Raw genomic sequence first — 21,687 nt, 5'->3', positions numbered from 1 at the left:
TCTCGGGGGACGACGGCGGCGCTCAGCCACCGCTTCCTCCTCACGCTAGGCATGCGCTCGGCACGTGTCAGGCTCCGGTCTCCGCCATCCTGCGCAGTGTCAGCGCGTTGAACCCGGCGTGGCCGTGGTTGTCGTTGTTGAAGTAGACGTAGGCGGGCCGCGCGCCCGCCGCGTCCCCGGCCGGGCCGCCGTTGTCCGCGCCGGTCAGCACCCGCAGCCGCCCCACCCAGGGGGCGAGCTCGGCGTCGGAGAACGAGCCGCCGTAGCGCCAGTCCGGGTCCGCGTTGTGGAAGCGCACGTAGGCGAGGCGGCCGGTCGCGCGCAGCACCGGCTCCCGCCCGGCGATCACCGAGACCACGAACCCCGCCCCGTGCCGGTCGAGGAGGTCGAACACGTCCTCGTCCAGCCAGGACTCGTGCTGGACCTCCACCGCCACGCGCACCCGCTCGGGCAGCAGGCCGAGGAACCCGGCGAGTCGGTCGTCGTCGCGGTGCAGGTTGGCCGGCAGCTGCAGCAGCAGCGGCCCGGCGTGGTCACCGAGCAGGTCCAGGGTGTGCACGATGCGCTCCACCCAGTCCTGCGGCTCGTTGAGCTTGCGGTAGTGGGTGAGGTAGCGGGAGGCCTTGACGGCCATCTCGAAGCCGGCGGGTAGGCGCTCGCGCCAGGCCTCGACGGTGCTGTCCGCCGGCCAGCGGTAGTGGGAGCCGTTGAGCTCGACCGTCCGGAAGCGCTCCGTGTAGTGGTCGAGCTGATCGGCGATCCGCAGCCCCTGCGGGTAGAAGGTCCCGCGCCAGTGCTTGTAGGTCCAGCCGGAGGTCCCGATCCGCACGTCCATCCCCCGACGATAGCCCCGGCCCGGGTTCCCGGGTCTTGCTTTGACCCGCCGCGGCAGGCGTAGCGTCCCGCTGATCATCGCGGTGGCTCAGAGGTACGACCGGAAGATGGGCATCGGCTCCCTGATCGCCACGATGCTCCCGTCCTCGATCGCCTTCCTGCCCGCGTGCACCGGCATGGTCATCGGCTGGAGGTGGCTGGGCCTGCCGCTGGGCCCGAACGCCCGGTCCAGTGCACACCGTGACCGGCCCGGTGCCCGCCCGCGACCCGGGCGCCCGTCCACTACTGTGACAGGAATGGACACGACGCGATTCGACGACGACCTGCGCGCGATGCTCGGCGAGGTGGAGTCCGACCGCCGCGGCGAGCCCTCCGACTACCTCGAGGACGTCGCCGGCCAGCATGTGGACGGCCTCGCCGTGGCGGTGTGCACGGTGGACGGCCACCAGGCCGCCGCCGGGGAGACCGAGCACGCCTTCGCGCTGCAGTCGGTCTCCAAGGCCCTCACCTACGCGGTGGTGCTGCAGGAGATCGGCCTGGACCACGTGCTGGAGGACGTGGGCGTCGAGCCCTCCGGTGAGTCGTTCAACCACCTGTCCCTGCACGACGACGGCCGGCCGTGCAACCCGCTGATCAACGCCGGCGCCATCCTGGTCCACTCCCTCCTGCCCGCCGGGGACGAGGACGAGCGGACGGCCCTGCTGCTGCGCCGCTACAGCGCGCTGGCCGGCGTCGAGCTGGAGGTCTGCGAGGACGTCCTCGACGCCGAACGCACCCGCGCCGACCGCAACCTGGGCCTGGCCCACCTGCTCGCCGACGCCGGCCGGCTGCCCATCTCGGCCCGCGAGGCCGTGGCCGGCTACCTCGCGCAGTGCTCGGTCCTGGTCACCGCACCCCAGCTGGCCGTCATGGGCGCCACCCTCGCCGCTGGCGGCACGAACCCCGTGACGGGGGAGCGGGTGCTGGACGAGTGGGTGGCGCAGCAGACGATGTCCGTGATGCTCACCTGCGGCATGTACGACGCCAGCGGCCAGTGGGTGGCCGAGGTCGGCGTGCCCGCGAAGTCCGGCGTCTCGGGCGCGCTGCTCGGTGCCGTGCCCGGGGCCCTGGGCCTCGCCGCGTGGTCGCCGCGCCTGGACGAGCAAGGTAACTCCCGGCGTGGCATCGGGTTGTTCGAGGGGCTCAGCTCGCGCTGGGACCTGCACGTGCTCCAGCACCGTGGCGCCTTGCGCGGCCTCAGCGGGCCCCGCTGACGCCTAGCCGCCGCCGCCAGGGCCACGCCGACGACGCCGCGCCCCGTCCCTTGTCACCCTCTGACGCGCGCCGCGTAGCATCGGGCCCATGACCACTCCAGAGAAGAAGGACGACGCCCCCGCAATCCCCGTGCAGGACTCCCAGCTGGCCCACGACGACCCGCGCACCCGCCACCCGAAGCTCCACATCACCAAGCAGCGCCAGCCCGAGCCGGGCCTGGACGTGAAGACGGATCCCGTCCCGGACATCGGTCTGGACTCGTACCGGGGGGCGGGCCGGCTGACCGGCCGCAAGGCCCTGATCACCGGCGGCGACTCCGGCATCGGCGCCGCGGTCGCCATCGCCTACGCCCGTGAGGGCGCGGACGTCGCCATCGCCTACCTGCCTCAGGAGCAGCCCGACGCCGACCGCGTCCTGGCGGCGATCGAGGCGGCCGGGCGCACCGCCGTCGCGCTGCCGGGGGACCTGATGGACGTGGACTACCGCGCCTCCCTCGTGGACGAGGCGGCGCAGCGCCTCGGCGGCCTGGACATCCTCGTGAACAACGCGGGCAAGCAGTTCATCTCCGATGACCTGGTCGATCTCACCGACGAGCAGGTCCACGAGACGTTCCAGATCAACATCATGTCCATGTTCACGCTCAGCCGCGCCGCGCTGAAGCACATGGGCCCGGGCAGCACGATCGTGAACACCACCTCGGTGCAGGCCTACAACCCCAACCCGAGGCTCCTCGACTACGCCGCCACCAAGGGCGCCATCAACAACTTCACCAAGGGCCTGGCCGAGCAGCTCGGCCCGAAGGGCATCCGCGTCAACGCGGTGGCGCCCGGGCCCATCTGGACGGTGCAGCACGTGTCCTACGGCGAGCCCGAGGAGAAGCTCCCCGAGTTCGGCCACAGCACCCCGCTCGGTCGCGCCGGCCAGCCCGTGGAGATGGCGCCCGCCTACGTGTTCCTGGCCTCGGGCGAGTCCAGCTACGTCAACGGCGAGACCCTCAACGCCAACGGCGGCACGCCCACCCCGTGACGCCCGGCGGTCACGGATCCGGGAGGACCGCGCCTGATCGGTCGGGCGGTCGCGACGGCACTACAGTGGCCGCCGTGACCGCCCGCCTCCTCGCCGACGTCGACACCGGCATCGACGACGCCTGCGCCCTGCTCCACCTCGTGGGCGCCCACCGCCTCGGCGCCGGCCCCGAGCTCGCGGCCGTCACCACCACGGGCGGCAACGCGACCGCCCGGGACTGCGCCCTGAACACGGCCGCGGTGCTGGACCTGGCCGGCCGGGCCGACGTCGAGGTGGCCGTCGGTGCCGAGACCCCGCTGCGCCGCCCCGCGGTCACCACCCCGGAGACCCACGGCGACGGCGGTCTCGGCCATGCCCGGATCGATCGCCGCCCCGAGCGGCTCTCGCCCCGGCCCGCCGTGGACGTGTGGCTGGACGAGCTGCGGGCCCACCCCGGGGAGACGACGATCCTCTGCACCGCGCCGCTGACGAACCTGGCCCTCGCCCTGCGCGCCGAGCCGCGCCTGCCGTTCCTCGCCCGCGGCATCGTGATCATGGGCGGCTCCTTCTATCATCCGGGCAACACGACGCCCACCGCCGAGTGGAACACCTGGGTGGACCCGGACTCCGCGAAGGAGGTGTTCGCGGCCGTCGAGGGACTGCCCGAGGACCGCCTGCCGATCGTCTGCGCGCTCGAGACCACGGAGCGGATCGAGTACACGCCGGCCCTGCTGGACGGACTCCTGGCCGACGCCGGGGCCCGCCCCGCGCGCTGGGACGTCGCACGCCCGCGCGTCTCCGGGCCCGCCGCGGACACCGGCCACCCGGTCACGGACGTCCTCGCGGACGCCCTGCGGTTCTACTTCGAGTTCCACCACGACTACGACCAGGGGTACATCGCCCACCTGCATGACCTCGTCGCCGCCCAGGTCGCCGCGGGCCAGGCGGACGTCACGCTGCAGGCGACCGTCGTCGACGTCGAGGCGGACTCGGAGCTGCTGCGCGGCACCACCGTCCACGACGACAGACGCATCTGGGGCCGCCGCCCGAACGCGCGACGCGTCACGGGCTGCGACCCCAGAAGGGTGTTCGAGGACTTCGCTCAGGCGGTCGGCGCGCTCACGGGGGCGGGCGTCGGCTGAGCCCGGTAGGTCGGCTCGTGCCGCTTGAGCCAACGGATGACCAGCAGCGTCACCGGCACGATGCAGATCTCCACGAGGCACTTGTAGACGTACCCGGTGACCGTGTAGTTCGCGAGGTCGGCCAGGGTGATGGTCCCGGCGAAGGCCACCAGGCAGAAGATCAGGGTGTCGAAGAACTCGCCCACCAGGGTGGAGGCGATGAGCCGCCAGGCCACGGCGCGCTCGGCCATGCGGGCCTTCATGCGGGCCACCACGGTGGCGTTGAGCAGGCTGCCCACGATGTACCCGGCCAGGCCGGCCAGGGTGATGCGCAGGGTGGGGGCGAGCGCCTGGTCCCAGGCCTCGAAGCCCTCCACCGGCGTCGTCAGGGCGACCAGCCGGTAGGTGAGGGCGGCGACGACCAGCATGGCGAAGCCGATGTAGATCGCCCGGCGCGCACGCCTCAGGCCATAGACCTCGGCGAGGATGTCGCCCACCACGTAGGACAGCGGGAACAGGAAGGCGCCGCCGTCGAAGATCAGGGGCCCGCCGCCGTAGAAGACGTCGGACACCCCGGGGACGGTGGGGCCGTAGAAGAGCTTGGCGGCGGTGACGCCGGAGAGGATCAGGAGGGCGACGAAGACGCCGACGAAGATGTCGTAGTGGCTGTGGGGCGCTGCGGCGGAGGCGGCGGCGCCCTGCCCAGACGTGGGCTCGGACCGGGATGCAGGGGTGGTGTTCACCGGGACATCCCATCACAGCCCGCCCCGCTCGGGCCTCACGGCGACGACGCGGCGCCCTCCTCGAGGTCCGGCCGGCTGCGGCCGTGGCCGTGCAGGAACAGCCGGTAGGCCGCCCCGAGCAGCACGAGCCACACGAGGCCCACGATCATGGCCACGCGGGTGTCCGAGAACCAGCCGAGCAGGCCGACGACGAGGAGCACGAACGCCACGGCGGCCCACGACGCCGCCGGCCACAGCGGCACCGGGAACGCGGACGCGGGCAGGCCGCGGCGGGCGACCTCCCGGCGCATGGCGATATGCGCGAGCAGGATCATCAGCCACACCCAGACGGTGGCGAACGTGGCGATCGAGGCCACGACGACGAACACGTCCTCGGGGATGACCGCGTTGAGCACGGCGCCCACGGCGAGCGCCAGGCCCATCACCACGGCCGCCATCCACGGCACGCCGCCGCGGGAGACGGAGGCGAAGACGGCCGGGGCCCGCCCCTGCTGCGCCATGCCGAAGAGCATGCGCCCGGCGCTGAAGGTGTCCGCGTTGATCGCGGAGATCGCGGCGGTGATGACCACCAGGTTGAGGATGGCGGGGGCGGCGGGGACGCCGAGGGTGGAGAAGATCTCCACGAACGGGCTGGCCTCCCCGGTGATCCGGTCCCACGGCACCAGGGACATGATGACCACCATCGTCATCACGTAGAACAGCAGGATCCGCGCGGGCACGGCGTTCACGGCGCGGGGGATGGCCCGGCCCGGGTCCTGCGCCTCGCCGGCGGTGATGCCGATGGTCTCCACGCCGCCGAAGGCGAAGACGACGACGGACAGCGCCGCGAGCACGCCGGCCGCGCCGTGCGGGGCGAATCCGCCGTGGTCCACCAGGTTCTGCACGCCCGCCGGCGTGGCGGCGTCGAGGGAGACGCCCATGACCAGCAGGGCGACGCCGCCGATGACCATCGCGAGGATGGCGCTCACCTTCACGATGCTCAGCCAGAACTCCAGCTCACCGAACACCTTCACGTGGCGGGTGTTCACGGCGGCGATGAAGAGGATCACGGCCGTCACCCAGATCCACCGTGGGGTGTCCGGGAACCAGAAGCCCATGTAGACGCCGAACGCGGTGACGTCGGCGATGGCCACCACGACCATCTCGAACACGAAGGTCCATCCGGTGACGAACCCGGCGAACGGGCCGAGGTAGCGGTCGGCGTACTGGCCGAAGGAGCCGGGCACGGGGTGGCGCACGGCGAGCTCCCCGAGGGCGCGCATCACCATGAACACGGCGGCCCCGGCCACCAGGTACGCCAGGATCACGGCGGGCCCGGCCAGCTGGATGGCGGTGGCCGAGCCGTAGAACAGGCCCGTGCCGATCGCCGAGCCCAGCGCGATGAACTGGATGTGCCGCATCGACAGCCCGCGCCGCAGCCGCGCGTCCGCCGCACCGTGCGAGGGGGCGGCCGTGGCGCCGCCGGCGGGGGAGGGCGCCGGAGGGGCGGCGCCGGTGGGCTCGGGGAGGGCGGGGGGTTCGTTCACCCGGACACCGTAGCGCCCGCCTGGGGACGTCCCCGGCCCCCGGCGCTCCGGTGTCACTCGCAGTTCATGCCGTCCCCGTCGCCGTCCCGGTACCAGGCGTACTCCGGGTCCACACCCTGCACGTAGGGGCCGTAGCCGGCCGCCTTCGCCTTCCTGCAGCTGCTGAACGAGGGGTCCGCCCCGCCGGCCGGGGCCGCGGGCGCCGGGGCGGGGGCCTGGACGGTCGGGGCCGGGGCCTGGGGTGTGGGCTCCGCCGCCGTCTCGGGAGACGGGTCGACGGGCCCGCCCTCCGCGGGCAGACCCTGACCGGGGCACTCCCGGAGCACACGGGCCATGGCGTCGCGCTCGGCGGGGGTGACCCACAGCCCGTAACGGGCCTTGACGGCGATCTGCCGGGCCACCATCGGGCACCGGGCCGAGCGCAGCGGGGGCAGCCAGGTGGCGGCGTCGCCGTCGGACTTGGACTGGTTCACGGAGCCCTGCACGGCCAGGAGGTTGAGGGGGTCGTTGCCGAACGCGGCGCGGCGGCCCGCGCTCAGGCCCTGCGCGCCCTTCTGCCAGGCGTCGGAGAGGGAGACCACGTGGTCGATCTGGACCGCCGTCGACGTCCCCGGCCCGCGTTGGAACGCGATCACCTCGCCGGTGTACGGGCCGTGGAGGGTGCCGCTGAGCACGACGCACCCGTTCGTGCCGGCCTTGAGCACCACGTCGGCGAGATCGCGGCGCAGGACATCATTGCGGGTGTCGCAGCCGTTGCGGTCGACGTCCGCCCAGGCGGGGCCGAACTGCTCCCGGCTGTAGCCCGTCTTCGGCGCGCGTCCCTTCACGGGCAACGACTGCAGGGCCGCCAGAGCGGTCCCGTCCGCGGCCGGGGCCTCGGCGGCGGGCGACGACGGCGCGGCCTCCCCGGCGTCGCCGGGCGCGGGTGCGGGCGCGGATGCAGGCGCGGGTGCGGGCGCGGGGGCCTCCGCGCGGTCCGATACGGGGGCCTCCGCGCGGTCCGGTGTGGGGGCGGGGGCCGGGGCGGAGCCGGCCGGGTCGCCCGGCGCGTCCGGGGCCGAGGGTGCCGCGGACCTCCCGTCGGGTGCCTGCGACGCCGCGCTCGGCGACGGGGATCCCGTGAACCCGCCGACGAGCAGGCTGAGCAGCAGGAGCCCGAGGGCCACCAGTCCCAGGCACCCGCTGCACCCGAGCATGCCCCGCCGCACCCCCGCGCTGGGGTCTGCCACGCGGGCCCGGCGTCGTCGGCGCGGCGCCGGCGAGGAGGGACGCGTGGGACGGGACGAGGGCGCGGAGGGCATCCGTCGATCCTAGTCAGCGGCCCGGACACGACGGCGCCCCCGCCCGGGAATGGGCGGGGCCACGGGCCCGTTGCCCCAGGTGGAAGCACGTCCGCCGATCCCCAGGAGGAACACCATGACCACCGTCCCGCAGACCCCGTTCCGTGACGGCCAGTCCATCCCGCAGCTCGGCTACGGCGTGTGGCAGGTCGAGGACGCGGTGGCCGCCGACGTCGTCGAGCAGGCCGTCCGCGCCGGCTACCGGCACATCGACACCGCCGCCGTCTACGGCAACGAGGAGGGCGTCGGACGCGCCGTCGCCGCCGCCGGCGTGCCGCGCGAGGAGCTGTTCATCACCACCAAGGTGTGGAACTCCGACCAGGGGTACGACGAGGCCCTCGCCGCCCTCGAGGCCTCGCTCGCCAAGCTCGGCACGGACTACGTGGACCTCTGGCTGATCCATTGGGCCAAGCCGGCCCAGGGGAAGTACGTGGACACGTGGAAGGCGCTCATCGAGGCGCAGCGCCAGGGCAGGGCGCGCTCGATCGGCGTCTCCAACTTCCCCGCGGAGCAGCTCGAGGAGATCATCTCCGCCACCGGCGTGGTCCCCGTGATCCACCAGGTGGAGACGCACCCCTACTGGCAGCAGCGCGAGCTGCGCGAGGTCGAGTCCCGCCACGGGATCGTGCACGAGTCCTGGTCCCCGCTCGGCCAGGGCGGCGAGCTGCTCTCCGATCCGGTGATCACGGCCATCGCCGAGGCCCACGGAGCGACGCCGGCCCAGGTCGTCATCGCCTGGCACCTCGCCGAGGGTTTCGTGGTCATCCCCAAGTCCGTGACCCCCGAGCGCATCGTCTCCAACCTGACCGCGGCGGAGCTGGAGCTCACCGCGGAGGAGGTCGACCAGATCCGCGGGCTCGACCGCGCCGACGGCCGCATCGGCCCGGACCCGGCCTCGATCACCTTCTGAGCCGTCCGACCCGGCCCGACCTGCGGATCCGCGCGCGGAGAGCGCGCGGGTCCCCAGGCGCCCACCCCCGGACCGGCGGGGGCGGGCGGTGATAGCGTGAGCCGCAGAACCGCCCCGTCCGGACGGCCTCGGGCCGCCGTGACCTGACGAGAATGCAACGGAAGGCCTCCCTGCCATGTCCCACGCCGCACCCACGGCAGCGCCGCGCGCGCCCCGCCCCACCACGCCGGTCACGCCCCAGACCCGCGCCAGCTCCCTGACCGACCTGCTCGCCGCCGTCGTGCGCCTGTTGCCGCTGCAGCTCAAGGACGAGCTGGCGCTCGCGAAGGGCCAGGCCGCCGCCAAGGGCAAGAAGGCCGGCATCGGGGCCGCGCTGGCCGTCGTGGGCCTGTTCTTCCTCGCCCTCATGACCATCGCCCTGGTGGTCGCGCTGATCGGCGCGTTCGCGAACCCGCCGTTCTGGTTCCCGGCGCTGATGGTCGCCCTCGTCTTCCTCGTGCTGGGCCTCGTGCTCGCCGGCGTCGGCGCCATGCAGATCAAGGGCGCCATGCCCCTGGTTCCGCAGGAGACCGTGCGCAACCTCGAGTACGACCTCGGCTACCTCAAGGAGGGCAACGACTTCGACCCGGCCGAGTACGACCGCCTGAAGGCCGAGCGCGCCGAGGCCAAGCGCCTGGAGAAGCAGCGCGAGGCGGAGCGCAAGAAGGTGGAGAAGGAGGAGAACAAGCAGGCCCGCAAGGACGGCCTCGCCGCTCCCCACCCCGCCAAGGACGACGCCTCCGAGGACGAGGTCCGCCGCCGCGCCGAGCTGCGCCGCCGCCACCTGGGCGACATCCGCTCCGGCCTGGACGAGAAGACCAGCGTGAAGGGCCAGGTCGCCGCGTTCACCGCCCAGCGCAAGCTGCGCGGCACCACCCCGGACACCGCCCACGCCACCGAGCAGACCGCGCCGTTCACCACGGCCGCCCGCGCCGGTGAGCAGACCGCCGCCGCCGAGGATTACGTGAAGGAGCGCTGGCAGCCGCTGGCCCTGCTCGGCGCCTCCGGCACCGCGTTCGCCGTGCTGGCCTCGCGCCTGCGCGGACGCAAGGGCTGAGCCGCCCGCCCGCACCCGACGACGCCCCGTCCCTCTCCGGAGGGGCGGGGCGTCGTCGTCGGTAGGGTGGGAGGCGGACGAGAAACCCGCACGGGCGGGGCGGGCCCGGACCGCCGGGCGCGAGCGAGGAGGCGACGTGTACCTGGTGCCCATCCTGTGCGCCCTGACGGGGGCCCTCTTCCTCGCCCTGGGCAGCGAGCGGCAGGCGTCCGGCGTGCGTGCCCTCGAGCGCGGGGACGGAGCACGCCCGGGCCGCGGAGGGGCTCTGCGGCTGCTGACCTCGCCCGTGTGGCTGGTCGGCGGTGTGCTGATGCTGGCGGGCATCGTCCTGAACGTGATCGCCCTGGCGTGGGCGCCCCTGACAGTGGTGCAGCCCCTCGGGGCCGTCGCGGTGGTGGTCACGACGCTCGTGCACGCTCGCGTGGCCGGCCTGCGGGTCGACCCGGCCACGTGGCGGGCGGTCGCGGCGTGCACGCTGGGCTCGGCGGCCTTCGTCGTCGTCACGGTGCAGGCGACGCTCCCCAACCCGGTCCCCGATGCGGACCAGGAGACCCTCACGGCGTGGATCGCCGCCGGGGTGGTGGTGGTCGGTCTGGTCGCCGCGCTGGCGCTCCGGGGACGCCGGAGCGCGCTCGTGCCGATCGTCGCGGCCGGGGTGCTCTACGGATTCGTGGCGGTGTGCGTGCGCATGTCCGCGGTGCGGCTCGTGGACGGCCGCCCGCCGGCGTGGGGCGTGCTGGCCGTTCTCGTGGCCGGGGCGGTCCTGGGCGTGTGGTTCGTGCAGACCGCGTACCGGCACGGGCCGCCGGACCTCGTGGTCGCCGGGCTCACGGTGGTGGACCCGATGGTCGGCGTGCTGGTCGGCGTCCTGGTGCTCGGGGAGATGCGCCCGGACGCGCCCTGGTGGGTGGGGCCCTGCCTCCTGGCCGCCGCGGCGGTTGCTACCGTGGGGATCGTACGGCTCTCCCGCAGCCACCCGGACGTGCTGGCCCGCAGGGAGGAGCGCCGCGTCGCCGACACCCCAGGAGAGACCACCCCGTGACCAGCAGCGCCCGCCCTGCCCAGGAGCGCCCGCTCACCGTCGTGATCGCCGCGGACACCTACCCGCCGGACGTCAACGGGGCCGCCGTCTTCTGCTTCCGCCTCGCGTCCGCCCTCCACGAGCGGGGCCACCGGGTGCACGTGATCGCCGCCCGCAACGAGCCGGGCCCGGACACCGTGGAGGAGCGTCCCGAGGCCACCGTCCACCGGCTGGAGTCCCACCGCGCCTTCACCCACGAGTACTACCGGCTGGTGTTCCCCTGGCACGCGTCCCGCTCCATCGACCGGATCCTCGCGGAGGTCCGCCCGGACGTCGTGCACGCGCAGTGCCACTACATGATCGGAGAGGCCGCCATCAACGTGGCCGATCGGCGGCGCATCCGGACCGTCTCCACCAACCACTTCATGCCGGAGAACCTCGAGCCGTTCCTCCCGTTCCCGCAGTGGTTTCTGAACATCGTCTCGAAGAACTCCTGGCGGGACATGGGCCGGCTCATGGGCAAGGGCGCGGCCGTCACCACGCCGACCGCCCTGGCGGCCGCCGCGATGGCGGAGCACGCCGGCCTGGACCGCGTGCTGCCGATCTCCAACGGCATCGACGCGAGCGCCTATGAGCTCGCCCCGGGCGAGGTCGTCGAGCGTGCGGCTCACCCGACCGTGCTCTTCGTGGGCCGCCTGGCCGTGGAGAAGCACGTGGACGTGCTGGTGCGGGCCGTCGCCCACCTGGCGCGCACCCGCCCGGACCTGGACGTGCACGCGGAGATCGTGGGCGACGGCGAGCAGCGCACCGCCCTGGACGCCGTGATCGCGGAGGAGGGGGTGGCCGACCGTGTCCGCCGCCTCGGCCACGTCTCCGACGCGGAGCTGCACACGGCCTACCTCCGTGCGGACGTGTTCTGCCAGCCTGGCACGGCCGAGCTGCAGTCGCTCGTCTCCCTCGAGGCCATGAGCGCCTCCACCCCGGTCGTCCTCGCGGACGCGCTGGCGCTGCCGCACCTGGTGGACGACGGCGTCAACGGCTGGCTGTTCCCGCCGGGCGACCACGTGGCTCTGGCGGAGCGGATCGCGCGCGTCCTCGACCTCCCCGAGGCCGGGCGGGCGGCCATGGGGGAGGCCTCCCACGCCAAGGCGGTGCGCCACTCGCAGGCCAAGACCGTGGACCTCTTCGAGCGCCTGTACCGCGGGGCCACGCCGGCGGAGATCCGCGCCGCCCTCTGAGCGCTGCGGGCCGCGGCCATCCCCGCCGTCCGTTCCCGACGTGCGGGCCTGGCTAGGATGGCCGGGTCCCGTCCGCGGGACCCCGGGGCGTTAGCTCAGTCGGTCAGAGCAAGGGACTCATAATCCCTGGGTCGCGGGTTCAAGCCCCGCACGCCCTACCGCGAGCCGGATGACGAAGGCCCCTCAGCCGCTGCTGGGGGGCCTTCGTCCGCGCGGCTCAGTGGTCGTAGCCGCCCTTGTCCTGCTCGGCCTCCTCCTCGGCCTTCTCCGCCAGGCAGTCGACCTGGGCGGGAGCCTGCCGCTGCATGGCCTCGTCCTGGTCGCCGGGGGCGTCGGAGTTCTTCGCCTCGGGGGACTGCTGGTCGCTCATGGGTCCCACCGCTCCTTGTGCATGGTGGGTCGCGGGCCCGGGGCCCGCATGGGGCCAACGAGGCGGCGCGCGCCTGCGTCGTCGGCGTCTCAGTGAAGCAGGCCGGACGGCCACGGGCCCAGGGCGGGGGCTCGCCGACCTCCGCGGCCCGCGCGTGCGGCCCCCACCCGTCGCGCGTCAGGCGGCGGCCCCGCGGGCCTCACGGGTGCCGCCGGCGCGGGGCGCCCCCTAGCGTGGTGCGCATGGACCCCGCCACGATCTCCGGCCGAGCGCTGGGCGCCGTGCTCGCCGTCGTCGCCAACGCACCCGCCATGCTGCCCCGCCGCCAGCCGCTCCATCCGCGCGGGCGGACGCGCCGCGCCACCTGGCGCGTGCACGCGGCGTGGCCGGAGTCCGGGATCGCGGCCTTCGCCGCCGCGGGGGACACCCCGGTCCTCGCCCGCACCTCCCGGGCGGTGGGCCTGCCCGAGCCGCTGCCCGACTTCACCGGCCTGGCCCTGCGGTTCGCGGACGGCGGCGCGCTCCTGTTCGCCTCCACGGGCACGGGTCCGTTCACCCGGCGGCTGCTCGCGCCCCGCGTCCCCGGCGCCGTGGACCCGCTCACCACGCTGCTGCCGCTCCACTGCCGCCTGGGGGCGGTCGACGTCGGTGCGCAGGTCCGTGGTGACGAGGTGGGGATCCTGACTTCCCTCGACGGCGGCCCGTGGGTCGACCGGGCGCGCGTGGTGCTGGGCGGGCCGGCCGACGTCGTGGTGCGCTTCGACCCGCTGCGCCCGCCCGTGGGGCTGTGGTGGAGCGACTTCTGGGCCGCGGCGCGCAGCCCGGCCTATGCGCTGGCCCGACGCCTCACGCCCGGCGCCCCGTAGGGGTCGCGGACCCGGGCGCGGTCCGCGCACCGTCGGCCGCGTCGAAGAGTGCCCGTTTCGCCCTGCCGGGAGTGCAGATCGGCCCCCGCCCTGGAGTCCAGGGCGGGGGCCGACGTCGTCCGCGGGGCGGGGCGGCTCAGTAGCGGCCGACCACGGCGAGGCGGTTGGAGGTCATGACGTCCGTGGACGTGATGACCAGGTCGTCCGTGGTGTTGAGGGCGTGGGCGACCTTGCCGTTCCCGATGTACACGGCGACGTGGTAGACGCGGCCCGTGGACTGGTTGGCCCAGAACACGAGGTCACCGGGCTGCGCCTGGGACAGCGGGGCGTAGGCCGGGGCGTTGACGTACTGGTCGTGGGAGACGCGCGGGATGGTGATGCCGGCGGCGGCGAACGCGGCCTTGGTCAGGCCGGAGCAGTCGTAGCCGTAGGGGCCGTTGCCGCCCCAGGCGTAGTACGTGTTCGGGTCGTTGACCTTGGCGACGGCGAAGTCGATCGCGGCCTGCTTGGAGGACTGGCGGACCACGGGGGCCGGCGCCGGAGCCGGAGCAGGAGCCGTGGAGGCCGGGGTCCCGGTGGTCTTGAGGACCATGCCCGGGTACAGCATCGAGGTGATGGTCATCCCGTTGAGCGAGGTCAGCGTGGAGACCGGGACGCCGGTGGCGCGGGAGATGGCGTACCAGCCGTCGCCGGCCTTGACGGTGTACGTGCCGGCGGCGGCCGTGACCGTGCCGCTGGTCTTGAGGACCATGCCCGGGTGCAGCATGTCGGCGGAGGTCATGCCGTTGAGCTGCATCAGGGTGGCCATGGAGACGCCGGTGCGCTGCGAGATGATCCACCAGCCGTCGCCGGCCTGGACGGTGTAGGTCTCGGCGGCCACGGCCTGCGGGGCGATCACCGCGGCGCCGGCGGTGACGCCGGCACCGGCGCCGAGGGCGAGGGCGAGGGATGCCGCGGCGGCGCGGGGGCGGCGGGCAGGGGTGAGGAGGGCTTCGGGCATGGTGGGCTCCCAGAGGTGGCCAGCGTCGGACGCGGCGCAGGCGAGGGGAAGCGCAGTGCCGGGGAATGACGTCGAGGGGCTGGGGGTGAGTGATGTCCGGTGGCGGTCGCGCGAGTGCGCCCGCCGGTGAGGTGAGGCTTCGCAACCTCTCCGTGACCAAACGTACCGGATCGTTATAGAAACGCAACATGAACGAGCAGTTAACCCAGCAACATCCCATGTCAGGGAAGAAATTCGGCATCGGTCACGCGTGTTGGGAGTGCAGAAGATCACGATCGCCGCTTCAGGTCACGGCCGGATCACGACTCGCTGGTGCCCCGCTAGCGTGGTGCCGTGACCGGTTCCCAGCTCCTGCTCATGGACGCGCGCTACACGCGGGTCGACTTCCATGACGGCATCTCGCGCTACGGCGCCAGCCTCACCGAGGCCGTCCACCGCCTGGCCGACCCCGCTGGCCTGCGCGTGGAGATGCTCATCAGTGACGAGCGCCAGCTGGCGCTGCTGCCCGACGGCGTGCCCTGGCACCGGATCACCGGGCCGACCTCCGCCGGGGAGCCGTTCGTGGCCCGCCAGGTCCGCGCACTGCGCCCGGACGTCGTGTTCTCCCCGATGCAGACGATGGGGTCCCTCGGCCGCGACTACGCGCTGATCCTCACGCTGCACGACCTCATCTACTACGAGTACCCGACCCCGCCCCGGAACCTGCCCGAGCCGATCCGCTGGCTGTGGCGCCTCTACCACCTCGGCTACGCCCCCCAGCGGTTCCTCCTCGACCGGGCCGACGCCGTCGCCACCGTCTCGCAGACCACGGCCGACCTCATCGCGGCGCACCGCCTCACCCGGCGCCCGGTGCACGTCGTGCCCAACGCTCCGCAGCCCGCCGGCGTGCCCCGGGACCCGGAGGCGGCCCCGACGCGCGAGCTCCTCTACATGGGCTCCTTCATGGACTACAAGGACGTCGAGTCGATCCTCGACGCAGTGCCCCTGCTGTCCGGGTACACGGTGCGCCTGCTCTCCCGGCTCACGGCGGAGCGCCGCCGAGAGCTGGCGGAGCACCTCCGCCGGGCACGGGCCGCCGCGGGCGCCCGCGGCGCGGAGGTGGTCTTCCACGACGGCACCGACGAGGCCGAGTACACCGCGCTGCTGCGTCGCGCCACCGCCTCCGTCACCCTCTCCCGGGCGGAGGGGTTCGGCCTCCCCGTGGCCGAGGCCCAGGCGCAGGGCACGCCCGTGATCTGCTCGGACCTGCCGATCTTCCGCGAGGTCGCCGGCCATGGAACCGCGGCCTGGAACGGGGTGCCGCTCGAGGGGGACCGGGGTGCCGCGCTGGCCGCCCGGGTGCGTGGGCTCGAGGACCCGGCGGCGTTCGCCGCGGCCTCCCGCGCCTCGGCCGAGCACGCCGCCGGCTACACCTGGGACCGGTCCGCGCGGCGGCTGCTCGACCTGGTGGAGGGCCTGCTCGCCGACCGCGGGCGCTGAGCGACGCGGCCCACGGGCGTCACCCGGCGTCCCCGACCGGCCACAGCACCGACGGCCCGGACCATCCGAGCAGCAGGAGCGGGTCGAGGTATCGGTCGAAGCGTGCGGCGCCCACCGCCCAGGCGTCCTCCCGCCGGACGCCCCAGTGCACGCAGCGGACGGGACAGTGCGCCGCGCCCTCCTGCACCCGCGCCACCTCCTGGCCGGCCGCCACGGCCTGCCCCGCGGTCAGGTCCGAGGTCACCGGCTCGAACGAGCTGAGCGTGCCGTCCGGGTGGGCCAGGGTGAGCACCCCGCGGCCGGCCACCGACCCGACGAACCGCACGGTGCCCGCGGCCGGCGCCGTGACGAGACCGCTCGACGTCGCGAGGTCCACGCCCCGATGCCCGCGCGACCAGGGCCGTTCCGGCCCGGCGAACCCGCGGAGCACGTCCGAGGGGCCCGCGCCCGGCGTGGGGGCGAGGAGGGCCCCGGTGACCGGCGGCGCCGCAGGGGCGTCCTCGGCGCGGGCCGCCGAGGCCGTCGCCAGCAGGGCGACGGCGAGGACCGCCGCGGCCCGGAGCCGCGGGGGAGGGGTCGATGCCTCGTTCATGAGGCCACCCTCTCCGGTCCACGCGGACGCCGCGGTGCCGCCCTCCGTCCTCGGTGGACCGGTCCCGGCAGCCGACGGCCTGTGCAGGAGCGGTCGGCGCCGCCGCACCCCCGTCGCCGTGCCCGCGCACGGGTGCGGTAGGATCTCGTCAGCGGTGTCGTGTCACCGGCCCTGTGCCGTGCCTCGACGCCGACTCCGCGCATCTCGGTGGACCCGCTTCTGCGGGTCCAGCCCCCACGTCCGGTCCCCCCGATCCTCCTGGATCGACGGGGTGCACGCGGGGCCCGGCCGCCCGCCGTCGCGATGCCAGGGGCTGAGCGTCCGCCCAGCCGCGCAACCGTGAAACACAACGACCGGCAGACCGCCCGCGCGCGCAGCGCGGGGTCCCACGGCTGCCACAGAAGGGAACGCCATGTCCGTCGTGACCATGCGCCAGCTGCTCGACTCCGGTGTCCATTTCGGCCACCAGACCCGCCGCTGGAACCCCAAGATGAAGCGCTTCATCTTCACCGAGCGCAACGGCATCTACATCATCGACCTGCAGCAGTCGCTGACCTACATCGACCGTGCGTACGAGTTCGTCAAGCAGACCGTCGCCCACGGCGGCACCATCCTGTTCGTCGGCACCAAGAAGCAGGCCCAGGAGGCCATCGCCGAGCAGGCCACCCGCGTGGGCATGCCCTACGTGAACCACCGCTGGCTGGGCGGCATGCTCACCAACTTCTCCACGGTCTCCAAGCGCGTGCAGCGCATGAAGGAGCTCGAGGCCATCGACTTCGAGGACGTGGCCGGCTCCACCCACACCAAGAAGGAGCTGCTGCTCCTGAACCGCGAGCTGGAGAAGCTGCAGGGCAACCTCGGCGGCATCCGCGACATGGCCCGCACCCCCTCCGCCGTGTGGATCGTGGACACCAAGAAGGAGCACCTGGCCGTCGACGAGGCCCAGAAGCTCAACATCCCGGTCGTCGCCATCCTCGACACCAACTGCGATCCGGACGAGGTCGCCTACCCGATCCCGGGCAACGACGACGCGATCCGCTCCGTCACCCTGCTCACCCGCATCGTGGCCGACGCCGTGGCCGAGGGCCTGATCGCCCGCCAGGGCGGCAAGTCCGGCGACTCCTCCGCCGAGCCGATGGCCGAGTGGGAGCGCGAGCTGCTCGAGCAGCACAACGCCGAGCAGGCCGCCCAGGCCGAGGCCCCCGCCGCCGAGGCCGCCGAGTCCGAGGCCCCCGCGGCCGAGTGATCCGTCCCGTCCGGGGCCGGGCGCACGCGCCCGGCCCCGGACGGAGTCGACCAGAACACCCCGTCACCACCCACACATCGGGAAGGACCCAACGAGCATGGCGAACTACACCGCTGCAGACATCAAGGCCCTGCGCGAGCGCACCGGCGCCGGCATGATGGACGTCAAGAAGGCTCTGGACGAGGCCAACGGCGACGCCGACAAGGCCGTCGAGATCATCCGCGTGAAGGGCCTCAAGGGCGCCACCAAGCGCGAGGGCCGCTCCGCCGCCGAGGGCCTCGTGGCCGCGACCGTCGAGAACGGCGTCGGCGTGATGATCGAGCTCAACTGCGAGACCGACTTCGTGGCCAAGGCCGACAAGTTCATCTCCCTGGGCGACGTCGTGCTGAAGGCCGCCGTGGCCTCCGGCGCCGCGGACGTCGACTCCCTGCTGGCCTCCGACCACGAGGGCCGCACCCTGGGCGACTACGTCACCGAGGAGGGCGCGCTGCTGGGCGAGAAGGTCGCCGTCCGTCGCGTGGCCCGTGTGGAGGGCGCCCACGTGGACGCCTACCTGCACAAGACCTCCAAGGACCTGCCGGCTCAGGTGGGCGTGCTGCTCGCCGTCGATGCCGACTCCGACGCCGCCAAGACGGCCGCGCACGACATCGCCGTGCACACCGCCGCCTACTCGCCCACGTACCTCACCCGCGAGGACGTCCCGGCCGAGACCGTGGAGAACGAGCGCCGCATCGCCGAGGAGTCCGCGCGTGCCGAGGGCAAGCCGGAGCAGGCCCTGGCCAAGATCGTCGAGGGTCGCCTGACCGGCTTCTTCAAGGAGGGCGTCCTCGTGGACCAGCCCTTCGCGAAGGACCCGAAGACCACCGTCGGCAAGGTGGCCTCCGAGGCCGGCACCGCCGTCACCGGCTACGCCCGCTTCCGCGTCGGCAACTGATCCACCCCGGTCCGGGACCCGTCCAGGACCACGCCACGGCGCCCCGTCCCTCCCGTGCGGAGGGGCGGGGCGTCGCCGTGTCCGGGCGGTAGGATCGGGGGCGCACCCGCGGCGCCGCGACCCGGCCCGCGCTTCGGCCCGACGAGGAGAGCACCAGATGAGCCCCGCACAGCAGCCCGAGAACCACGCCGTGGACGCCGAGGACACCGGCCGGCGTCGCGTCCTCCTCAAGCTCTCCGGCGAGGTGTTCGGCGGCGGCTCCGTCGGCATCGACCCGGTCACCGTGCGCGGGATCGCCGAGCAGATCGCGGAGGCCGCGGAGCAGGTCGAGATCTCGATCGTCGTCGGCGGCGGCAACTTCTTCCGCGGCGCCGAGCTCTCCGAGTCCGGCATGGACCGCCGCCGCGCCGACTACATGGGCATGCTCGGCACCGTGATGAACTGCCTCGCCTTGCAGGACTTCCTGCTGCAGGCCGGCGTCTCCACGCGGGTGCAGTCCGCCATCCACATGGAGCAGGTCGCCGAGTCCTACATCCCGCTGCGCGCCGTCCGGCACATGCAGAAGGGGCGCGTCGTCGTCTTCGGCGCCGGCACGGGCCTGCCCTACTTCTCCACCGACACCGTGGCCGCCCAGCGCGCCCTGGAGATCGGCGCGGACGAGGTCCTCATGGCGAAGTCCGGTGTGGACGGCGTCTACACCGCGGACCCCAAGAAAGACCCCACCGCCCAGCGCCTCGAGCACCTCACCTACGACGAGGCCCTCCGCAAGGACATCCGCGTGATGGACCTGACCGCCATGACCATGTGCAAGGACAACGGGCTGTCCATGCGGGTGTTCGGCATGGAGGGCCCCGGCAACGTGACCCGCGCCCTGCTCGGCGAGGAGATCGGCACCTCCGTCACCCCCTGAGGCGTCCGGCCGTCCGCGTAGGATGGACGCAAGAAGCACACCACCCCCAGAGGAGAGATCGTGATCCAGGAGACCCTCACGTCTGCGCAGGAGCAGATGGAGCGCACCATCGAGGCCACGCGCGAGGACTTCGCGTCCGTCCGCACCGGCCGCGCCAACCCCGGCCTGTACTCCAAGGTGATGGTGGACTACTACGGCTCCTTCACCCCGCTGCAGCAGCTGGCGTCCTTCACCACCACCGATGCGCGCACCCTGCTCATCACGCCCTTCGACGTGTCCGCGCTGCGCAACATCGAGAAGGCCCTGTCCGACTCCGAGGTCGGCGCGAACCCCTCCAACGACGGCAAGGTCATCCGCGTCGTCATGCCGGAGCTCACCGCGGAGCGCCGCAAGGAGTACGTGAAGCTCGTCAAGAACAAGGCGGAGGAGCACAAGGTCTCCGTGCGCAACGCCCGTCGCAAGGCCAAGGAGGCCATCGACAAGCTGGTCAAGGACAAGGAGATCGGCGAGGACGAGGGCGCGCGCGGCGAGAAGGACCTGGACGCGCTCACCAAGAAGCACACCGACCTCATCGAGGAGATGGCCAAGAAGAAGGAGGCCGAGCTCCTCGAGGTGTGAGCCCCCGCTCCCGCCCACGTGCTCGCGTCATGACGCCCGACGCCACAGCCCCCTCGCCCCCACGCGGCGGTCGCGACCTCCGGTCCGCCGTCCTCGTGGGGGTCGGCCTGTTGGGCACCGCCCTCGTGGGCCTGGTGTGGCTGCCGTGGCTCCTGGTGCTGCTGGTCGTCTCCCTGCTGGTCGGGGCGGTGAACGAGGTGGCCGTCGCCATCCGTCAGATCGGACTGGACGTGCCACGGCCCCCGCTGTGGGTGGGCGCCACCGTGATGCCCCTCGCCGCCTGGACGGGCGGGATCCCGGCGCTGTTCCTGGCGCTGATGGCGTCCCTCGTGCTGATGTTCGCCTGGACGGCGGTGACGCGACGCCGGCCCACGGGCCAGTTCATGCTGGCGGGGACGTTCGTCCTGCTCTGGGCGCCGTTCCTGCTGTCCTTCGCGGCCGCCCTCCTCGACCAGCCCGCCGGCCACATGATGGTCGTGTGCCTGGTCCTGATGGTCGTCTCCAACGACACGTTCGGGTACATGGTGGGATACCGGTGGGGGAGGACCCCCATCGCCCCTCGGATCAGCCCGAAGAAGTCCTGGGAGGGCGCCCTCGGTTCCCTGGCGGGCTCCGTGGCGGTGGGATCGGTGCTGGTTCCCGTGCTCGTGGGGCACCCCTGGTGGGCGGGCGCGCTGCTCGGCGCCCTGACCGTGGGGGCGGCCACGGCCGGCGACTTCTCCGAGTCCATGGTCAAGCGCGAGCTCGGCATCAAGGACATGTCCTCGGCCCTGCCCGGCCACGGCGGCATCATGGACCGGCTCGACTCCCTCGTCTTCGCGGCCCCGGTGGCCTACGCCGTGCTCGCGCTGCCCCTGTCCTGACCCTCAACCGACCCTTCCCCTTCCCCCGCCCCGCCCCCGGGGCACGAACCGTGCAGGAGACGCCATGACCCCCACCAGCCCCGAGGCCCGCGCCGATTTCGAGCACGTCGGGCCGGACGAGATCGGCTACGAGCCCGCCCATGTGGACGCGTTCCTGGAGCGCGCCCGCCGCGCCGAGGCCGGCGAGGGCGACCTCACCGCCGAGGACGTCCGTCAGGCGCGCTTCGCCACCGTCAACGGCGGCTACGCCGCGGACCAGGTGGACGACGAGCTGGACCGCCTCGAGGAGGTCCTCATGGGCCGCGAGCGTGAGGACGCCGTCGGCGACGGCGCGTGGGACAGGGAGCTGGCCGAGCGCTCGCAGGAGCTGCTGGGCCGTGCCGACCGCGCGCCGGCCGAACGCTTCCGCCGGCCCTCTGCGGACGACGCGCAGTCCTACGACGTGGACGACGTCGACGCACTGGTGGACCGCCTGCGCGCCACCCTGACGGACGGCTCGGACGAGCTCACCGCCGACGACGTCCGCCGCGCCGGGTTCGCCTCCGCGCAGGGCGGCGACGGCTACGACGAGGCCCAGGTGGACGCCTACCTCGACGCCGCCGTGGACGTGCTGCTGCGCCGCGGCTGAGCCGCCCCGCTCCGACGCGGCCCCGCACCCTCAGGGTGCGGGGCCGTCGTCGTCCATGGGCTCCTCGGCACGGGTGCCCGGGTCCGGGCATGT

22 protein-coding genes and 1 tRNA gene are annotated in these 21,687 nt (G+C 73.5%); 16 read left to right on the top strand and 7 right to left on the bottom strand.

Annotated elements, in window-relative coordinates; all coding sequences use genetic code 11:
- Positions 1-67: 67 nt before the first annotated feature.
- Positions 68-829 (bottom strand): DUF72 domain-containing protein, encoded by a 762-nt coding sequence (locus KW076_RS10985; RefSeq protein ID WP_434084378.1) that lies wholly within the window; start codon positions 827-829, stop codon positions 68-70.
- A 46-nt stretch (positions 830-875) separates the two neighbouring features.
- On the opposite strand from KW076_RS10985, the gene glsA reads away from it, so the two are divergent.
- From glsA to KW076_RS10970, 3 genes are all read left to right on the top strand, one after another.
- The gene (glsA, locus tag KW076_RS10980) at positions 876-2,087 is read left to right on the top strand and encodes a glutaminase A (RefSeq protein WP_224355368.1); all 1,212 of its coding nucleotides are present in this window, start codon (positions 876-878) and stop codon (positions 2,085-2,087) included.
- Between the two features lie 88 nt (positions 2,088-2,175).
- Positions 2,176-3,114, top strand: a complete 939-nt coding sequence (locus KW076_RS10975; RefSeq protein WP_224355367.1) for an SDR family oxidoreductase — start codon at positions 2,176-2,178, stop codon at positions 3,112-3,114.
- Positions 3,115-3,188: 74 nt separating this feature from the next.
- Entirely contained in the window at positions 3,189-4,235 is a 1,047-nt protein-coding gene (locus KW076_RS10970) for a nucleoside hydrolase (protein ID WP_224355366.1), read from the top strand.
- On the opposite strand, the gene KW076_RS10965 is transcribed toward KW076_RS10970, so the two are convergent.
- The 3 genes from KW076_RS10965 to KW076_RS10955 all read right to left on the bottom strand — a co-directional run bounded on the left by KW076_RS10965 (position 4,196) and on the right by KW076_RS10955 (position 7,649).
- Positions 4,196-4,957 carry a queuosine precursor transporter gene (locus KW076_RS10965; protein ID WP_224355365.1) on the bottom strand — a complete coding sequence of 254 codons (762 nt, stop codon included), beginning with the start codon at positions 4,955-4,957 and terminating at the stop codon, positions 4,196-4,198. The two genes, KW076_RS10970 and KW076_RS10965, sit on opposite strands and share 40 nt — an antisense overlap.
- Before the next feature lie 35 nt (positions 4,958-4,992).
- Positions 4,993-6,357 (bottom strand): amino acid permease, encoded by a 1,365-nt coding sequence (locus tag KW076_RS10960; RefSeq protein ID WP_224356844.1) that lies wholly within the window; start codon positions 6,355-6,357, stop codon positions 4,993-4,995.
- A gap of 179 nt (positions 6,358-6,536) precedes the next feature.
- On the bottom strand, positions 6,537-7,649 hold the full coding sequence (locus KW076_RS10955; RefSeq protein ID WP_224355364.1) for a GmrSD restriction endonuclease domain-containing protein: 1,113 nt from the start codon (positions 7,647-7,649) through the stop codon (positions 6,537-6,539).
- A 250-nt stretch (positions 7,650-7,899) separates the two neighbouring features.
- Here KW076_RS10955 and KW076_RS10950 point away from each other — a divergent pair, with 250 nt between their 5' ends.
- From KW076_RS10950 to KW076_RS10930, 5 genes are all read left to right on the top strand, one after another.
- On the top strand, positions 7,900-8,733 hold the full coding sequence (locus KW076_RS10950; RefSeq protein ID WP_224355363.1) for an aldo/keto reductase: 834 nt from the start codon (positions 7,900-7,902) through the stop codon (positions 8,731-8,733).
- 175 nt (positions 8,734-8,908) lie between these two features.
- The gene (locus tag KW076_RS10945; RefSeq protein WP_224355362.1) at positions 8,909-9,829 is read left to right on the top strand and encodes a phage holin family protein; all 921 of its coding nucleotides are present in this window, start codon (positions 8,909-8,911) and stop codon (positions 9,827-9,829) included.
- A gap of 136 nt (positions 9,830-9,965) precedes the next feature.
- Positions 9,966-10,871 carry a DMT family transporter gene (locus tag KW076_RS10940; RefSeq protein WP_224355361.1) on the top strand — a complete coding sequence of 302 codons (906 nt, stop codon included), beginning with the start codon at positions 9,966-9,968 and terminating at the stop codon, positions 10,869-10,871.
- Positions 10,868-12,088, top strand: a complete 1,221-nt coding sequence (locus tag KW076_RS10935) for a glycosyltransferase (RefSeq protein WP_224355360.1) — start codon at positions 10,868-10,870, stop codon at positions 12,086-12,088. The genes KW076_RS10940 and KW076_RS10935 overlap by 4 nt, the downstream gene beginning before the upstream one ends.
- An 84-nt stretch (positions 12,089-12,172) precedes the next feature.
- Positions 12,173-12,246, top strand: a tRNA-Ile gene (locus tag KW076_RS10930).
- 59 nt (positions 12,247-12,305) lie between these two features.
- On the opposite strand, the gene KW076_RS10925 is transcribed toward KW076_RS10930, so the two are convergent.
- Positions 12,306-12,458: a hypothetical protein gene (locus KW076_RS10925; protein ID WP_224355359.1), complete on the bottom strand. Its 153-nt coding sequence runs from the start codon at positions 12,456-12,458 to the stop codon at positions 12,306-12,308.
- Positions 12,459-12,700: 242 nt separating this feature from the next.
- Between KW076_RS10925 and KW076_RS10920 the strand changes: the two genes are divergently transcribed.
- Complete coding sequence (locus KW076_RS10920; protein ID WP_224355358.1) at positions 12,701-13,324, top strand: hypothetical protein; 624 nt, start codon at positions 12,701-12,703, stop codon at positions 13,322-13,324.
- 136 nt (positions 13,325-13,460) lie between these two features.
- Here the strand turns inward: KW076_RS10920 and KW076_RS10915 are convergent, their stop codons facing one another.
- Positions 13,461-14,324 (bottom strand): C40 family peptidase, encoded by an 864-nt coding sequence (locus KW076_RS10915; protein ID WP_224355357.1) that lies wholly within the window; start codon positions 14,322-14,324, stop codon positions 13,461-13,463.
- A 357-nt stretch (positions 14,325-14,681) separates the two neighbouring features.
- On the opposite strand from KW076_RS10915, the gene KW076_RS10910 reads away from it, so the two are divergent.
- Positions 14,682-15,803 carry a glycosyltransferase gene (locus tag KW076_RS10910; RefSeq protein ID WP_434084377.1) on the top strand — a complete coding sequence of 374 codons (1,122 nt, stop codon included), beginning with the start codon at positions 14,682-14,684 and terminating at the stop codon, positions 15,801-15,803.
- A 19-nt stretch (positions 15,804-15,822) separates the two neighbouring features.
- Here KW076_RS10910 and KW076_RS10905 read toward each other — a convergent pair whose 3' ends face one another.
- A complete protein-coding gene (locus KW076_RS10905) occupies positions 15,823-16,395 on the bottom strand; it encodes a M23 family metallopeptidase (RefSeq protein WP_224355355.1) in 573 nt (190 codons plus the stop codon).
- A 412-nt stretch (positions 16,396-16,807) separates the two neighbouring features.
- On the opposite strand from KW076_RS10905, the gene rpsB reads away from it, so the two are divergent.
- From rpsB to KW076_RS10875, 6 genes are all read left to right on the top strand, one after another.
- Positions 16,808-17,641 (top strand): 30S ribosomal protein S2, encoded by an 834-nt coding sequence (gene rpsB / locus KW076_RS10900; protein WP_224355354.1) that lies wholly within the window; start codon positions 16,808-16,810, stop codon positions 17,639-17,641.
- Positions 17,642-17,738: 97 nt separating this feature from the next.
- Positions 17,739-18,575 carry a translation elongation factor Ts gene (gene tsf, locus KW076_RS10895; RefSeq protein ID WP_224355353.1) on the top strand — a complete coding sequence of 279 codons (837 nt, stop codon included), beginning with the start codon at positions 17,739-17,741 and terminating at the stop codon, positions 18,573-18,575.
- Positions 18,576-18,732: 157 nt separating this feature from the next.
- On the top strand, positions 18,733-19,485 hold the full coding sequence (pyrH, locus tag KW076_RS10890; RefSeq protein WP_224355352.1) for a UMP kinase: 753 nt from the start codon (positions 18,733-18,735) through the stop codon (positions 19,483-19,485).
- Positions 19,486-19,545: 60 nt separating this feature from the next.
- Positions 19,546-20,103 carry a ribosome recycling factor gene (gene frr / locus KW076_RS10885; protein WP_224355351.1) on the top strand — a complete coding sequence of 186 codons (558 nt, stop codon included), beginning with the start codon at positions 19,546-19,548 and terminating at the stop codon, positions 20,101-20,103.
- A 29-nt stretch (positions 20,104-20,132) separates the two neighbouring features.
- Positions 20,133-20,966, top strand: coding sequence for a phosphatidate cytidylyltransferase (locus KW076_RS10880; RefSeq protein WP_224355350.1), 834 nt, complete (start codon positions 20,133-20,135; stop codon positions 20,964-20,966).
- Between the two features lie 64 nt (positions 20,967-21,030).
- Positions 21,031-21,594, top strand: coding sequence for a DivIVA domain-containing protein (locus tag KW076_RS10875; protein WP_224355349.1), 564 nt, complete (start codon positions 21,031-21,033; stop codon positions 21,592-21,594).
- Positions 21,595-21,687: the final 93 nt, after the last annotated feature.

Origin of the sequence: Micrococcus porci (assembly GCF_020097155.1) — a bacterium.
Classification (GTDB): domain Bacteria; phylum Actinomycetota; class Actinomycetes; order Actinomycetales; family Micrococcaceae; genus Micrococcus; species Micrococcus porci.
Note: the sequence above shows the minus strand (reverse complement) of the source record. Positions and strands in the feature narration are given on the sequence as shown.